Annotated in this window: 12 protein-coding genes; 7 read left to right on the top strand and 5 right to left on the bottom strand. The window is 44.0% G+C overall.

Going from position 1 to position 14,142, the window contains the following annotated elements; genetic code table 11:
• The first annotated feature begins 16 nt into the window (after positions 1-16).
• The gene (locus NSQ12_RS04360; RefSeq protein WP_064671914.1) at positions 17-196 is read left to right on the top strand and encodes a small acid-soluble spore protein H; all 180 of its coding nucleotides are present in this window, start codon (positions 17-19) and stop codon (positions 194-196) included.
• 35 nt (positions 197-231) lie between these two features.
• Here NSQ12_RS04360 and NSQ12_RS04365 read toward each other — a convergent pair whose 3' ends face one another.
• From NSQ12_RS04365 to NSQ12_RS04385, 5 genes are read right to left on the bottom strand one after another with little or no spacing between them, the layout of a single operon-like run.
• Positions 232-561, bottom strand: a complete 330-nt coding sequence (locus tag NSQ12_RS04365) for a YnfA family protein (protein WP_010886445.1) — start codon at positions 559-561, stop codon at positions 232-234.
• Positions 562-610: 49 nt separating this feature from the next.
• Positions 611-1,168 (bottom strand): YfjD family protein, encoded by a 558-nt coding sequence (locus NSQ12_RS04370; RefSeq protein WP_339176020.1) that lies wholly within the window; start codon positions 1,166-1,168, stop codon positions 611-613.
• A 31-nt stretch (positions 1,169-1,199) separates the two neighbouring features.
• Entirely contained in the window at positions 1,200-1,967 is a 768-nt protein-coding gene (locus NSQ12_RS04375) for a hypothetical protein (protein ID WP_003243767.1), read from the bottom strand.
• An 11-nt stretch (positions 1,968-1,978) separates the two neighbouring features.
• Positions 1,979-3,202, bottom strand: coding sequence for a hypothetical protein (locus tag NSQ12_RS04380; RefSeq protein ID WP_032723008.1), 1,224 nt, complete (start codon positions 3,200-3,202; stop codon positions 1,979-1,981).
• A 5-nt stretch (positions 3,203-3,207) separates the two neighbouring features.
• Entirely contained in the window at positions 3,208-3,522 is a 315-nt protein-coding gene (locus tag NSQ12_RS04385) for a WXG100 family type VII secretion target (protein ID WP_042978114.1), read from the bottom strand.
• A gap of 335 nt (positions 3,523-3,857) precedes the next feature.
• Between NSQ12_RS04385 and glvA the strand changes: the two genes are divergently transcribed.
• The 6 genes from glvA (at position 3,858) to NSQ12_RS04415 (ending at position 14,034) form a co-directional block, all read left to right on the top strand.
• On the top strand, positions 3,858-5,207 hold the full coding sequence (gene glvA / locus NSQ12_RS04390; RefSeq protein ID WP_014476180.1) for a maltose-6'-phosphate glucosidase: 1,350 nt from the start codon (positions 3,858-3,860) through the stop codon (positions 5,205-5,207).
• 64 nt (positions 5,208-5,271) lie between these two features.
• A complete protein-coding gene (gene glvR, locus NSQ12_RS04395; protein WP_029726859.1) occupies positions 5,272-6,036 on the top strand; it encodes a MurR/RpiR family transcriptional regulator GlvR in 765 nt (254 codons plus the stop codon).
• A gap of 14 nt (positions 6,037-6,050) precedes the next feature.
• The gene (malP, locus tag NSQ12_RS04400) at positions 6,051-7,634 is read left to right on the top strand and encodes a PTS maltose transporter subunit IIBC (protein WP_339176025.1); all 1,584 of its coding nucleotides are present in this window, start codon (positions 6,051-6,053) and stop codon (positions 7,632-7,634) included.
• Positions 7,635-7,756: 122 nt separating this feature from the next.
• Positions 7,757-10,090: a peptidase G2 autoproteolytic cleavage domain-containing protein gene (locus NSQ12_RS04405; RefSeq protein ID WP_339176027.1), complete on the top strand. Its 2,334-nt coding sequence runs from the start codon at positions 7,757-7,759 to the stop codon at positions 10,088-10,090.
• Between the two features lie 414 nt (positions 10,091-10,504).
• Positions 10,505-12,226 (top strand): ABC transporter ATP-binding protein, encoded by a 1,722-nt coding sequence (locus tag NSQ12_RS04410; RefSeq protein ID WP_029726857.1) that lies wholly within the window; start codon positions 10,505-10,507, stop codon positions 12,224-12,226.
• The gene (locus tag NSQ12_RS04415; protein ID WP_042978122.1) at positions 12,220-14,034 is read left to right on the top strand and encodes an ABC transporter ATP-binding protein; all 1,815 of its coding nucleotides are present in this window, start codon (positions 12,220-12,222) and stop codon (positions 14,032-14,034) included. Before NSQ12_RS04410 ends, NSQ12_RS04415 begins: the two co-directional genes overlap by 7 nt.
• Positions 14,035-14,142: the final 108 nt, after the last annotated feature.

Here is a 14,142-nt window from a genome sequence, read left to right on the forward strand (position 1 = left end):
GAAGGAGGGTGTTACGATGAATATTCAAAGGGCGAAAGAAATTGTAGAATCTCCCGACATGAAAAAAGTAACATACAACGGCGTTCCTATATACATTCAGCACGTGAATGAAGAAAACGGAACAGCAAGAATTTATCCGCTTGACGAACCGCAAGAGGAGCATGAAGTGCAGCTGAACAGCTTAAAAGAGGATTAAACAAAAATGGCCCGCTTCATAAGCAGGCCATTTTGTTATCCGCGCGGCGCAAATAAAATAACACAGACACCGATGAGACAAATGAATGCGCCGATCCAGTCATACAGATCAGGTGTTTTCCGGTCAACAAGCCATCCCCACAGGACCGCAAGCACGATGAATACTCCGCCATAAGCGGCGTATACACGGCCGAAAGATGGGAAGGACTGAAACGTCGGAAGAATGCCGTATACAATGAGGATCAGCGCCCCGGCGATTCCGTAGCCGGCTGGCTTTGCCTCTCTCAGCCATAGCCAAACCAGATATCCGCCGCCAATTTCAGCAAGCCCTGCCGCGAGAAATAAAAGAATGGTAATCAGCATCATGAGCACTCCTCAATTTGCATTTATCTTTCATTATAGAGGAGGAGAGCTTTTAAAGCTTCGGATGATTCTCAAATTCCTTCAAATACGCTTTTCGCTGAACCTCTGTAAACTGTCCGATCCAATTGCTTTTCGCCTCTTCACTCAAATGGGGAAGGATATAGCGTTCAACCGCTTCGAAAAACAACGGATTCGGAATGATGTTCCAAGTGGGAATGCGAATGGTCTTCTGATCAACGGTTTGGATCAATATATCTTCTTGGAAGATTCCTTTTAGACTAAATTTATGGCGGCTCATCTCAATTTTCTTGATATCAGTAAACGTAACAGACACTTTGTCAGTGAACACTTCTCCATTTTTTCCTGTCTTGATGCGGAAAATGGTATTTCCCCGCGGGGTGAAAGCCGGAAAGAAGATGATAAATAAATATAAACAAAACAAGGTGAACAGAAAGCCAGCAGGTATGGCTAATAGGTAATATTTCGTTTGAAACGTAATACCCATATAAAAGAGCCACAAACATGCTAATCCCATACCGGCAGATCCGACAAAAGCCCATATTCTCAGGAACATTTTGCTTTTGACTTCAATGATTTCTTGGTTTTTCAATGCTTTTCTCCTTTTGTTAATTCAATTCTTATCATTTTGAAATGATTTGATTTACAACATCCTTATGAGCAGGGAGGATAGAAAATTCATTCTGGGTGATGCCTGTGACAAGCCAAGTATGGTGGGCCCCCGGCAGGACGAATGCCATGTCAGCCACTTCAGGAGTGTTATCTTTGCCATATGCCAGACGCATAAGTGTATCCATTTTCCCTTTCCGCAAAGCCAGATCATTTGCAAATCGGGTAACGTCCTCTTGGTGGTCATGTTTTTCAAGGAACTCTTTTAGATATGAAGGGTTGTCTGAAGCGCCCTCCAAGAGTTTTTCAAATTCATTTGATGTCAATGTCACAATCGATTCTCTTTTATCCTCTGTATCTATTATATGTAAAAACTCATCTGTCTTAGCAAGTAACCCTTCACTTGATTCCATTTTTGTAATGCGATGGACTTGTTCATCAAAAAGGAGTTCGTGAGAGTAGGTGCCGAATTTTGATACATGGCAGGACACATTCTGTTCGGCGCCTTGCCCGTTAAATTTAGAAAGCTTCACTGTATAGTCAGCGTCGTTTAATACATGGATAAACGGACAGTACTCGTCCTTTAACCGATATTGATGGTTCCGATATTCCGCTGCATCCTTAGCTAAGAGTGAGCGGCAAGCTGCTTCGAACAAAGCGCCGAGCTGTTCATCTTCTATTTCGGGAAAATAGGCTTGTTTTAAGGCCATTCCCTGTTCGAAAAACCCTTCGCTGTAAAAACAAAACAAGAGTTCTTCTATACTGATTGTAAACTGCTTCATTGTTTATTCTCCTATCCAAATGAAAATTTCCCTTTAAGGAAATGGGTTGCGCCGTGTATGAGCGAATCCGCTGTTTTCTTTGCTTTTTCCATTCCTTTTTTCGCACTGTCTATCCCTTTATGTATCGTTTTATTCGCCGCATCTATGCCGTCATTCACTGATTTGACGACTTTGCCGGCTGATTCCAGTCCTTTTTTGGCTGTATCAACGACAGCATGGATCGGTTCTTTCAGCTTTAAGGCTGCTTTTTCGGCAAAACCGGCTGTATATTTGGCGATTTGTTCTCCGACGACTCCGCCAATGTATGAACCTGCTGCCCCAAGAAGGACAGTACCCACAGGTCCTGCAAAGCTTCCAATTGCACCGCCCACAACAGCACCAGCTGTGGCACCGCCGGCAACAAAAATCGTATTATTCACAGCATTCCCGACGGCCTTGGCGTTTTCACGCTTGAGAACTTCGGGTTTGTCCTGGTATTTTGCATAATTTTCAGCAATTTTCACGCCTGCTCCGAATGTTTCGGTCGCTCCGGTAATCAGTGTGGCGGTAATGGCATTTCCTTTCGCGAATCTCAAGCCCGTTTTTCCCACATCCTTCAAAGTGGAGCGTACGCCGGCTTCATTAAGAAATCCTTTTGTGTAGCTTCTGACGCTGTTTGAAAAATCCACCGTGTCCTGAGGAAAGTATTTTGTAAACTTTTTATGTACCAAATCTGAAAATGGACGGTTGGTCTTTTTTAACAAATATTTAGGATTCAAAAGCACTCTTGCCGCTTTTTGATAACGTGAGCTGTCAACGGCCCTAGAAATATCCAAGAGCAGTTTTGAGTGCTGGGCTGTATGCAAGCCGCTTGGCTGTTTCACAAATTTCGTAAGCCCTAATCCGTAATATTTTCCCTGCGTCAGCATAAGGGCGGTTAAGCTTGTCATCGTACCGTATTTGTCGTAGGCATTGTAGAGCTTTCGCAAAATATCATCTTGTTCCACAAATTTATCGCCCGTTTTTCTGATGAAAATCTCATTGTCACTCAGCTTGGTGACGAGCGCCTTTCCTGAGCTCCACGCATCGCCCACTCCAGAAAAACAGCTGCTGTAGCGGGGATCGCATTGCAAAATCATCTGCCCCAGCTCCACATGCAGGTCCTTATATTTGTTTTCCATATCAGTTAATTCAGTGACAACATCATTTGCAAGCTGTTCGAGCTTATCCGGATCAACTGCAATGTTTCCTGACACACCGTTCACCTCCCGAGTTTATGTCTTTCCTCTCTTGCTTTACGCTCCAGTTCTTCCATTCTGGCAATTTCAGCTTTTCGTTCTTCTATTTTGACAGCGGCAGCCTTCAGCTCTTGGCTTGTTTCAAGCAGCTCCTGTTCGAATTGATCGTAGGCGGCTTTCGTTTCCTCGAAATCCTGGTCAAACGAATCTCTTGCTTTGCCCTGCCAAGCATCTCCCATTGCAGATAACCGGGATTCAAGCAGCATTTTGGAGCTTCTGACCTCTTCTGCGGCCGCACTGTACTTGTTTGCCAGCTCAATGACTTTATATGAGTCCAACTTTTGTCCCCTGCCTTTTCTAAATTCACGCACAATTGGATGTTTTATATAAATGATTATAAATAATTCGGCATGTATCCGAATCGTACAAAAGAACCTTTTCATAAGAATTGGAAGGGCGTATATTCACTTAAAATTCACAGTTGGTGAGACTTTAAGATTACAAAAAAGGTAAAAAAAACAAATTCCTCAGACATAAGGCAAATGAGAAATTTCCCGCTCTATGGGAAAAAACACTAAAGTTGATCAAATGACCTAAGTGCGCCAAACGTGTTACGGGACGGGCTATCTCATGGTATAAATGGAATTGTAAACGTTATCGAGGAGGTCGTCATATGAAGAAAAAATCGTTCTCAATCGTAATAGCGGGCGGAGGGAGCACTTTCACTCCAGGGATCGTACTCATGCTCTTGGACCATTTGGAGGAGTTTCCGATCAGAAAGCTGAAGCTGTATGATAATGATAAGGAGAGACAGGATCGAATTGCAGGCGCCTGTGACGTTTTTATCAGAGAAAAAGCGCCGGATATTGAATTTGCAGCGACGACTGACCCGGAAGAAGCTTTTACAGATGTCGATTTTGTTATGGCGCACATCAGAGTAGGGAAATACGCGATGCGTGCGCTTGATGAGCAAATTCCGTTAAAGTACGGAGTTGTCGGCCAGGAGACGTGCGGGCCGGGCGGGATCGCATACGGTATGCGTTCGATCGGCGGTGTGCTTGAAATATTAGATTACATGGAAAAATACTCGCCTGATGCGTGGATGCTCAATTATTCCAATCCGGCGGCAATTGTGGCTGAAGCTACGAGACGCCTTAGACCGAATTCTAAAATTCTCAATATCTGTGATATGCCGGTTGGGATCGAAGACCGGATGGCGCAAATTCTTGGCTTATCCTCAAGAAAAGAAATGAAGGTCCGCTATTACGGATTAAATCACTTCGGCTGGTGGACATCAATTCAGGATCAAGAGGGCAACGATTTAATGCCGAAGCTGAAGGAGCATGTATCTCAATACGGCTATATTCCGAAAACAGAGGCTGAAGCGGTGGAAGCGAGCTGGAATGACACATTCGCCAAAGCGCGTGACGTGCAGGCCGCAGATCCTGATACACTGCCGAATACGTATTTGCAATATTATTTGTTCCCGGATGATATGGTGAAAAAATCAAATCCGAATCATACGCGGGCAAATGAAGTGATGGAAGGGCGCGAAGCTTTTATTTTCAGCCAATGTGACATGATTACACGTGAGCAGTCCACAGAAAACAGCGAAATCAAAATCGATGACCACGCATCATATATCGTTGATCTTGCCCGGGCGATTGCCTACAACACAGGTGAAAGAATGCTGTTGATCGTTGAAAATAACGGCGCAATTGCGAACTTTGACCCGACTGCGATGGTCGAGGTGCCATGCATTGTCGGCTCAAATGGGCCTGAACCGATTACCGTCGGCACCATTCCGCAATTCCAAAAAGGGCTTATGGAGCAGCAGGTATCCGTTGAGAAGCTGACTGTTGAAGCGTGGGCGGAGAAATCGTTCCAAAAGCTGTGGCAGGCGCTAATTTTGTCAAAAACAGTGCCGAACGCGCGTGTGGCAAGACTCATTCTTGAGGATTTAATGGAGGCCAACAAAGACTTCTGGCCTGAGCTTGATCAAAGCCCGACCCGTATATCATAACTGAAATTCCCCCATTTTCGAATCTGTAATTGTATATAATAGAAAGAAAATGGGGGGATCTGATATGCAGCTCGAAGAACTGATCAATCAGCACTACAGCAAATTGAATGACAACGATTTTCATATTTTAAAATATATATTGAATCATAAGCACACATGCTATCACCTTGGAATCGACGCGCTGGCCAAAGCTTGCAGTGTATCGCGTTCCTCAATTTTACGGCTTGCCCAAAAGCTCGGTTTCAGTGGCTACAGTGAATTTCGCGTCTTTTTAAAGTGGGAAGATCAGCCGGAAGAAGGCGAGAGTATGAGTTTTGAAAAGCTGCTTGATGATATTGAAGCAAATTTGAAGTTCTTAAGGACAAAGGACATGACGGACATGTGCCAGCTGATTGATGAAGCTGACCGCATTTTCGTCTACGGTTCTGGAAATGCGCAAAAGATATGCGCCCGCGACCTGCAAAGAATGTTTATTCCGCGCCATCGCTATCTTATTTTAATTGAAGACACAAATGAATTTAATTTGATGCGCGATGATTTTAAAGTAAACGATCTGTTTATCATCATTTCTCTTTCCGGAGAAACACCGGAGCTGATTCCTCAGGCAAGAATGCTTTCTGCAAAGGGTATTCCCTTTATTTCCATTACGAATTTAAAAAACAATGTCCTCGCCCAGCTGACTCCGCATAATCTTTATGCGACAAGCAAACCTGTGACATTAAGCGATAAAACGGAAATTGTCGCTTTTGCACCGTTTTTTCTCGTTGGCGAAGCATTGTTCCGCGCATATGTTGATTACAAAGAGGCAGAAAAAAATGACAATGAGTAGCAGGGGGTTCTGGTATGATGCAAAAAATTCAGCGCTTTGGAAGCGCGATGTTTGTGCCTGTTTTATTATTCGCGTTCGCCGGCATTATCGTCGGTATCAGCACGCTCTTTAAAAATAAAACCCTCATGGGCCCGCTCGCCGATCCCGACGGTTTTTGGTATCAGTGCTGGTATATTATTGAGCAGGGCGGCTGGACTGTTTTTAACCAAATGCCGCTCTTATTCGCCATTGGCATCCCGGTTGCTTTGGCGAAGAAAGCTCAGGCACGCGCTTGTTTGGAAGCGCTTACTGTCTACCTGACATTCAACTATTTTGTCAGCGCGATATTGACGGTATGGGGAGGAGCATTTGGCGTCGACATGAATCAAGAGGTAGGCGGAACGAGCGGGTTAACGATGATTGCGGGCATAAAAACGCTCGATACCAACATTATCGGAGCCATCTTTATTTCTTCGATTGTCGTCTTTTTGCATAATCGCTATTTTGATAAAAAACTGCCCGATTTTCTCGGCATCTTTCAAGGCTCAACATATATCGTGATGATTTCCTTCTTTATTATGATCCCAATTGCCTTGGCTGTGTCTTATATTTGGCCGATGGTTCAATCGGGAATCGGCTCGCTTCAAAGCTTCCTGGTTGCTTCTGGGGCGATGGGCGTTTGGATATACACGTTTTTGGAACGGATTTTAATTCCGACCGGCCTTCATCACTTTATTTACACGCCGTTTATTTATGGCCCGGCTGTAGCGGAAGGCGGGATCGTCACGTATTGGGCACAGCATCTTGGCGAATATTCGCAAAGCGCCAAACCGCTGAAGGAGCTCTTTCCGCAAGGCGGATTCGCGCTTCACGGCAACTCGAAAATCTTCGGTATTCCGGGTATCGCCCTGGCTTTTTATGTGACAGCCAAAAAGGAAAAGAAAAAACTCGTCGCAGGGCTGCTGATTCCTGTCACACTGACAGCGATTGTCGCCGGTATTACAGAGCCAATTGAGTTTACGTTCTTATTCATTTCACCTTTCTTATTTGCGGTTCACGCCGTGCTTGCCGCCACAATGTCGACAGTTATGTATATGGCCGGCGTCGTCGGAAATATGGGAGGCGGACTGATTGAGGCGGTAACCTTGAACTGGATTCCGCTCTTTGGCAGCCACGGTATGACATATGTGTATCAAATTTTGATCGGGCTCTCGTTTACAGCAATTTATTTTTTCGTCTTCAGATTTTTAATCCTCAAATTCAATATCGCTACACCAGGACGGGAAAAGGATGAACAGCAGGAAACAAAGCTATATTCGAAAAAGGAATACAGAGAAAGAAAAAACAAGGATGAAACGGCCTCCGCTGCTGAAACGGCTGATGACACCGCTTTTCTGTATATTGAAGCGCTGGGCGGAAAAGACAACATCACTGAAGTCACAAACTGCGCCACCCGCCTCAGAGTCAGTGTCAAGGATGAAACAAAGGTTGAACCCGACAGCGTATTCCGCGCGCTTGGCGCACACGGCGTTGTCAGGAACGGGAAGGCGTTTCAGGTAATTATCGGATTAAGCGTACCGCAGATGCGGGAGCGTGTGGAAAAATTACTGAATGAATAGTCAAAATTATTTTATCTTGCGCTGTTTAAAGACAGCGCATTTTTGTTTGTCATACGTTTGCCACTTATAAGTGCAAGGGATGTTATGTTTCTTAAAAACTGAAACAAATAGGGGGAGTAAAAATGGAAAATTATACAACGTTTTTAGGTCTTTACAAACCTGAAAGCACTGAAAGTATTGAAATTGATTCCAAGCTTGCCGAGAATTTCGAAACGATTGATAGTAAGATTGGGATTGCATTAAGTAATGGAATAACAACTTTTGAAAACTTAAATGAAAGACTCAAAATGTATGAGAACAGATTTGAGTACCTTGATGAACGAAACGTAATGGATTATGGAGCTAAAGGAGACGGGGTCACAGATGATACGCAAGCATTTCATGATGCGATGGCCGAAGGCGGTTATCTCATAAAAGTCCCTGCAGGCGTATTTAGGATATCTGGCTTGCTCGTTCCTTCGAATACAATGCTGGTTGGAGCGGGTAAAAAAAGGACCATCATCAAGTTATTAGACGATACGCCAGTTGGTCACTCTGTACTCACCAATAGTGATCATACAAATGGTAATGAAAATATCTACATTGGACATTTGACACTGGACTGGAATAAAGATACGCGTCCTGCTGGATGGAAGATCCCTAAGGGGCCCACTTCAAGCTGCTTGCTTTTTGCAAATGTGGATTACTCTTTTGTAGAGCATGTTTTTGCAAAAAATGCCGGCCTTCACGGGTTTGATGCTACAAGCCCTAATTATAACAGACACGGAGAAAATGATGATCCTACCTTTTATCAGCCTGGTGGCTGCAACTTTGTAACCTTCTCATATTGCGAAGCAACAGGCTCTGGCGATGATAATTTCACATGTCACTTTGGAAAGCATACGACTTTCAGTCATTGTCTTTCTTACCATCCGATGGGGTTAAATGATGGGTCTTCAAATACAAACTGTTTTGAAATCGATGATGGCTCTCAGGATGTAATGGTTGATAGCTGCATCGCAATTGGAGGAGTTCGAGGATTTGAAATTAAAGCTCATGATTATGCTCCGGCTGCAAAAAGAGTTCAACTTGTGAACTGCCGTGCCTATGAAAATGCAATTAGTTTTTGCATTCGGCATATAGGACACCACACAGCAAGTGATCCTCAATCAGCATCAGCTCATGACGTTCAGCTGGCTAACTGTATCGCATATAACCCTAAGCCGAGTGATTTGTACAAAGGGGCAGGGCCGAATGCATTGCAAATTTCAGGTTACGATGGCGTCAATGTGGTTAATTTTCATGCTATATGCGATGATTCCTCCATTAACTATAAGGGAAATTCAGTCGTAAGCGTGTATTATAAAGGGCGTCTAATCAATTTAAAGAATATAACGATTCGAGGATTTAAAACTGCTGATAACGATCTTTATATTGTAGGTGGCGACAATTCTGTCGGTAAGGTAATGATTGATGGTGTGACATTGATCGATTCAGCCGAAAAGGGTGTTGTTTTTGGGAGCGGTATGTACGAGTCTGTAGTTAGTAATGTATGGGGGCAAAGATCGCCTAAAAATAACAGTGGTACAGTTGGGATTTTTTCTGTTGACCCTGATCTTAATGTTTCTAATTGTGACTTTTCAGGCTACGAAACAGATTTTAAGATTGGCGGCGTTGTGACGCCGTACTTTTTGTTTAAACATAAAGGAAGCGGGATTATTGGCTCTCGTGATTCCCACGCTACTGGAAATAATAATTTTGTAGCAGGATCTGTTCGAAGCAGAGCAACTGGGGCTGCTCAATCTTCTGTGATAGCCTCATATAATACGATCAATCCGAACTCAGACTCAGTTGCTCTAGGATGGGCAAGTGGGAGCACACCATCCTCATCAAACAGAAAAATAGAATTTCATGCAAAAGATGGAACGATTAAGGCTTCAGGAAGCATAAAAAGTTCCCAAACGTTCTCGGATTACGCTGAATATTTTGAGAGCCTAAGCGGTGAAAAAATTCCGGCAGGAACCCTAGTTACTTTGGAGGGTGATAAAATTAGACCTGCAAAAAAAGGTGACTTTATGCTTGGAGTTATTTCTGAAACAGCTGGTGTGATACTTGGTGAGTCAAGCTTCCATTGGTCTGGAAGATACCTGAAGAATGATTTTGGCGGGTATATTTATGAAAAACAGAAAGATGCCAATGGCCAAATCGTCATGGCGCCTATGGAAAACCCTGATTATAAGCCAGATAAGAACTATGCCTCTAGGGAAGAGAGGGATGAATGGAATGTTGTGGGCCTTGTAGGACAGGTTTATGTAAGATGCGACAGCACAGTAGAAGCCGGAGACTTTATTCAAGCGCATAACAACGGAATTGCTACAAAAACGGTATCTCCTAAACAAAGGTGGCAGGTCATGAGAGTCATCAAAGAGTTCGACAAAAGTAAGGGATATGGAGTGGTTTTAGTTTTTATTCGGTAACATTAAAATGTACAGATTCTAAATAGAGTGCTTAACAATGCACTCTATTTAGAGTTTTAATTAGATTTTAGAAATTTTTCACCGCATTTTTATCAGATTATATTCCTCGCAAAAAGGTCTTCGTTTTAAAATTTATCTTTTTCATTATTCCTACGGTTCCAGCAATCTTCCTAATTTATCTAAGTCTATCCAGCGCCTCAACTTTAGTAGAGTAAAATCTTTGATATTTTTTAATGAACGCGGATCAGCAGTGAATAGCTCTCGAATAAAAGATAAAGTGATTTTGGTTATCGATAAATTCAGTGCTTTTCTATGCTTTCATAACACTTCATGACAGTAAAATTCTTTCATCAAGTCTTATAAACAATTAAAATAAAAAGTACATATTGCTAAAAGGGGTTTGGAGGCTTTTACATGCAAAAGGCTTTGTCGTTTTTAAAACCATATTCATTGCTGGCGGGAATTGCTCTGATTCTTATGTTGACGGAGCTTGCAGTTGAACTGATGCAGCCTTTATTGATCGCAAAAATCATCGATGATGGGATATTGAAGCAAGATCTGCGGCATGTATGGATATGGGGCGCGGTCATGATCGGGCTGACCGTGTTATCCTTTGCGGCGGGGATGCTGAATTCCTTTTATGCCGCCCATGTCAGCCAAAGCTTTTCCTATGATACGAGAAAAGGGCTTTTCCAAAAAATCCAGTCCTTCTCCTATTCCACATTTGGACAGTTTTCGTCCTCTTCTTATATTACAAGGCTGACAAACGACGTCACACAGGTTCAAAATATGATTTTTATGAGTTTGCGGTTTATGCTGCGGGCTCCCTTAATGATTGCAGGCGGCATTGTGCTGTCGCTTGCCGTTAATGTGAAACTCGGCTTTTTTCTGCTTGTGACCATTCCGATCCTGATCTTGTTTTTGCTATGGGTATTAAGGAAAGGCGGGGCACTGTTCCGCTCAGTGCAGAAAAGGCTGGATCAAGTGAACACCATCATGCAGGAAAATTTAATTGCAATCAAGCTGATCAAAGCGCTGCTTCGCGGCAGCCACGAAGTCAAACGATTTATCAAAGCCAACACAAGGCTGATGGAAAAAACGGTTTCGGCCTTTCAGCTTGTGGAATTCACGATGCCTGTACTGATGCTTTTGATGAATCTCTGCATCCTTTTGATTTTGTGGGCGGGGTCCTACAGTATTACGAGCGGAAGCACTCAGGTTGGCGATGTTGTTGCGATAATTAACTACGCAACACGAATTACAGGCGCGCTTTCGATGTTTCCGTTTTTGATTATGATTTTCACCCGGGCGAAGGCTTCAGGGGATAGAATCGGTGAGGTGCTTGAAACAGAAGGCGACGAGCGGGAGGAAGGCACCATATCTGATCGTTTGTCAGGACGGATTGAGTTTCAGCATGTATCCTTTCGCTATCCTGAAATGGACAGAGAAGCGCTCAGGAATGTCTCATTTTCCGCAAAGCCAAGAGAAACGATCGCGATTCTCGGTGCGACGGGCTCGGGCAAGTCCACGCTTTTTCAGCTCATTCCGCGGCTTTATCAGCCGGATTCAGGCCGCATTTACATAGATGAAAAGCCGGTTCAAGATATTCCGGCTGAAGGGCTGCGCAGGCAAATTGGATATGTACCGCAGGAAGTCCTCTTGTTTTCCGGCACAATCAAAGAAAACATCGCTTGGGGCAAAGAAAATGCTTCACTAGATGAAATAATGGATGCGGCCAAACATGCGCAAATTCATGAAACGATTTTGAAGCTCCCAAATGGATATGACACAGTTTTGGGGCAAAGAGGCGTCAACCTGTCCGGCGGCCAGAAACAGCGAATTTCCATTGCGCGGGCGCTGATTCGAAAACCGGCTATCCTTCTATTAGATGACAGCACAAGCGCGCTTGATCTGCAAACGGAGGCAAAGCTGCTTGAAGCAATCAGCACATACCATTGCACAACTTTGATCATTACACAAAAAATAACCACGGCGATGAAAGCTGATCAGATTTTGCTGCTTGAGGACGGCGAACTGATTGAAAAAGGCACTCACAGTGAGCTGCTTTCTGAATCTCAGTTATACAAGCGCATTTACGAGTCACAATTCGGAAGGGAGGGGAGCGAGTCATGCTAAAAGACATCCGCAAGCCTTTCCAATATCCCAAACTGCCAATTGACAAAAAAGAAGGCGCGAAAAAGCGGGCGAAAGCAAAGGATACAAAGGGCACACTGAGACGAATCTGGTCTTACTTGGCTGAAAGAAAAGGACTGCTCATACTTGTCATGCTGATGGTTGTCATCAGCGCCATATTCGGGCTCCTTGGTCCCTTTGTGATCGGAAAGGCCATCGACCATTTTATCGTCGGGAAAACGGTCAGCGGCTTGATTCCTGTTTTGCTTCTTCTGCTCGCTATCTATATCATTCAGTCCCTGTCGCTTTGGTTTCAAAACTATTGGATGATTACGATCTCGCAGGGCACGGTTTTCAGAATGAGAAGCGAATTGTTCACCCATCTGCATGAGCTGCCGATTCCATTTTTTGATAAACAGCGGCACGGCGAGCTGATGAGCCGGGTGACGAATGACATCGAAAATGTCAGTTCTACCTTAAACACGTCAGTCATTCAAATTTTGTCAAGCGTGATCACCTTTGTCGGGACGATTGCGGTGATGCTGTACATGAGCCCGCTCCTTACATTGATTACGCTGACCATTATTCCGGTGATGGCAGCGAGCCTGAAATGGATCACCAACCGAACGGGAAAGCTGTTTAAAGAACAGCAGAAAAACCTTGGTGATCTGAATGGGTATATTGAGGAATCTGTTTCAGGCGCAAAGGTCATCAAAGCATATTCACGTGAGAAGCAGATTACTGCTGAATTCCTCGAAAAAAACGCTGCACTCAAGACGTCGGGCTTTTGGGCGCAGACGATTTCCGGGTTTATCCCGAAGGTCATGAACTCTTTGAATAACTTAAGTTTTACAATGATAGCGGCAATCGGCGGTTTGTTTGCGCTGAAAGGCTGGATCTCGATCGGCTCCATCGTTGTCTTTGCCGAGTATTCAAGACAATTTACACGCCCTTTAAACGATCTGGCCAACCAGTTTAATACGATGCTGTCCGCAATCGCCGGCGCTGAACGGGTGTTTGACGTGCTTGATGAAAAAGAAGAGCGCGAGGATGAAAAGAACGCCGTGCATCAGCCCATCCAAACAGGCAGCATTGAATTCCGGGATGTGTCCTTCGGTTACGATAAAGGGCAGCAGACACTGAAGCATTTACAGTTTACCGTGCCTGCAGGGCAGTCCATCGCGTTTGTCGGACCGACGGGGGCGGGGAAGACAACCGTCACTAATCTTCTCGCCCGTTTTTACGAGCCTAACGAAGGAAAAATTTTAATCGACGGTACAGATATTAAAACCCTTACTAGAGCAAGCCTGAGAAAAAACATGGGGTTTGTTCTTCAGGATTCTTTCTTATTTCAGGGAACGATCAGAGAAAACATTCGCTACGGCAGGCTTGATGCTTCTGATCAGGAAGTCGAAGCCGCTGCAAAAACAGCGAATGCCCATAGTTTTATTGAAAGGCTGCCAAAAGGGTATGACACCGTGCTGACGCAAAACGGTTCGGGCATCAGTCAAGGACAGAAGCAGTTGATTTCTATAGCGAGGGCGGTGCTTGCCGATCCGGTTCTTCTCATTTTGGATGAAGCGACAAGCAACATTGATACCGTTACAGAAGTCAACATTCAAGAAGCGCTCGCCCGTTTAATGGAAGGAAGAACAAGCGTCATCATTGCCCACAGGCTGAACACCATTCAAAGAGCGGACCAGATTGTGGTGCTAAAAGACGGTGAAATGATTGAAAAAGGCAGCCATGACGAGCTGATTCGGCAAAAAGGATTTTACAGTGACTTATATGAAAGCCAATTTGAGAAATAGACCTTTGTCCTGCACAGAGGTCTTTTTTGTTACAGTTTTATAGTACTTTTATTTCATTTTCGTAAAATGTAACAAAATTACTTGACGTAAACAAGTTATGTATATATA

The organism is Bacillus sp. PS95, from assembly GCF_037963565.1.
GTDB classification, from domain to species: domain Bacteria; phylum Bacillota; class Bacilli; order Bacillales; family Bacillaceae; genus Bacillus; species Bacillus subtilis.

Excerpts from the sequence above, each read along its gene's own strand:
- NSQ12_RS04360 (WP_064671914.1), top strand. The coding sequence starts at position 17 with ATGAATATTCAAAGGGCGAAAGAAATTGTAGAATCTCCCGACATGAAA.
- NSQ12_RS04365 (WP_010886445.1), bottom strand. The coding sequence starts at position 561 with ATGATGCTGATTACCATTCTTTTATTTCTCGCGGCAGGGCTTGCTGAA.
- NSQ12_RS04375 (WP_003243767.1), bottom strand. The coding sequence starts at position 1,967 with ATGAAGCAGTTTACAATCAGTATAGAAGAACTCTTGTTTTGTTTTTAC.
- glvA (WP_014476180.1), top strand. The coding sequence starts at position 3,858 with ATGAAGAAAAAATCGTTCTCAATCGTAATAGCGGGCGGAGGGAGCACT.
- glvR (WP_029726859.1), top strand. The coding sequence starts at position 5,272 with ATGCAGCTCGAAGAACTGATCAATCAGCACTACAGCAAATTGAATGAC.
- malP (WP_339176025.1), top strand. The coding sequence starts at position 6,051 with ATGATGCAAAAAATTCAGCGCTTTGGAAGCGCGATGTTTGTGCCTGTT.
- NSQ12_RS04405 (WP_339176027.1), top strand. The coding sequence starts at position 7,757 with ATGGAAAATTATACAACGTTTTTAGGTCTTTACAAACCTGAAAGCACT.
- NSQ12_RS04410 (WP_029726857.1), top strand. The coding sequence starts at position 10,505 with ATGCAAAAGGCTTTGTCGTTTTTAAAACCATATTCATTGCTGGCGGGA.
- NSQ12_RS04415 (WP_042978122.1), top strand. The coding sequence starts at position 12,220 with ATGCTAAAAGACATCCGCAAGCCTTTCCAATATCCCAAACTGCCAATT.